This is a genomic window from Kitasatospora sp. NPDC056446 (assembly GCF_042796115.1).
GTDB lineage: Bacteria > Actinomycetota > Actinomycetes > Streptomycetales > Streptomycetaceae > Kitasatospora.
The window spans coordinates 1-1,165 of record NZ_JBHTRF010000247.1 but is presented as its reverse complement, the minus strand read 5'-3'; the positions used below and the strand labels follow the sequence as shown (position 1 = coordinate 1,165).

2 protein-coding genes are annotated in these 1,165 nt (G+C 66.6%); one reads left to right on the top strand and one right to left on the bottom strand.

Features of this window, described 5'->3' with window-relative positions; translation table 11 throughout:
• Window positions 1–69: 69 nt before the first annotated feature.
• The gene (locus ACFQ6N_RS41050; protein WP_053450125.1) at window positions 70–639 is read right to left on the bottom strand and encodes a GNAT family N-acetyltransferase; all 570 of its coding nucleotides are present in this window, start codon (window positions 637–639) and stop codon (window positions 70–72) included.
• Between the two features lie 144 nt (window positions 640–783).
• Here ACFQ6N_RS41050 and ACFQ6N_RS41045 point away from each other — a divergent pair.
• Window positions 784–1,165: hypothetical protein (locus ACFQ6N_RS41045; protein ID WP_380659228.1), on the top strand; the 382-nt coding region annotated here is incomplete at its 3' end.

Sequence of the window (1,165 nt, the reverse complement as noted above, 5' to 3'; positions counted from 1 at the left end):
GGCCTGGGGTCCTGCAGCGGGTGACTGGAGCGGGATCCAGAGGGGATATCGGCGATGGGGCGGGCGGCTTTAGCGGGATTCCGCGACGTCCGTCGCAACTTGCGACGCCATCGCGGGGATGCGGTAGACAACCGCGATGTACTTCACAGCTTGTTCACGCGCGACGGGGACACCGCCGAGGGATTCCGCCAGGCGCCGGCTGGGCGCGTTCTGCTCGGCTACCGGGTAACGGAATGCGGCGCAGTCCAGCCGCAGGGACGCGGACGCCAGCACCGCCGACACGGCTTCGCGGCCATAGCCCTGCCCATGCATCGATTCAGCGATCCAGATGCCCAACTCGGGTTCCGCATCACCGGTGCGATGCAGGCCTGCCAAGCCAAGGAAGGTGTGGTCCGTGCGGCGGCGGATGACGAATGTGAAGTCCGAACCATCAGCGATGGTGAGCAACCACGCGCGCCAGACCACGGCGAATGCCTGCTCCGATGCCGGCGGATCGAACGCCATGTAGCGGGTCAGCCCCGGCGTGATCGCGATGAACGCCTCGCCTGCGTCATCCGTTGTGAAGGGCCGAAGGCTCAGCCGCGGGCTGCCGATGGTCCAGTCGCTGGGACGCGGGATATGGGTCGTCGTTGCCTTCATTGAGCACAGCCTCGCCCGAACGCCGATGCAGTTCAAGCCGAAAAGGTTTGCATGACCAACGGGAGATTCCGAGGCAGATGAAAATGGCCAGCATGCAGCGGACTGCAGGACGTTCACTGACACGGAGATCGCATGTTCACACGCTTGGCCAGCTTCCTGATCCTGGGCCTGTGCAGCGCCGGCGCCCTGGCCGCCGATGCCCCCTATCGCCCGACCTTCCATCCCGACCAGTTGAAGGGGCCGCCCGCCGGGCGCCCGAACGAAGTGCTGGTACTGGGCAGCACCCACTTGTCCGGGCTGCCCAAGACCTTCCAGCCGGCCCTGCTCGAGCCCTTGCTGCAGCGACTGGTCGCCTGGAAACCCGAGCTGATCGCCACCGAGGACCTGTCCGGCCTGCAGTGTGATTTCATGCGCCGCTACCCCGCCCGCTACGCGGAAAGCGTGGCCACCTACTGCTTCGACACTTCGGCCGCACAGGCCGCGACCGGACTGGACGTGCCCGCTGCGAACACCGAGGTCGAGCGCC

Coding starts and splice junctions, on each gene's coding strand:
- ACFQ6N_RS41050 (WP_053450125.1), bottom strand. CDS start 639: ATGAAGGCAACGACGACCCATATCCCGCGTCCCAGCGACTGGACCATC.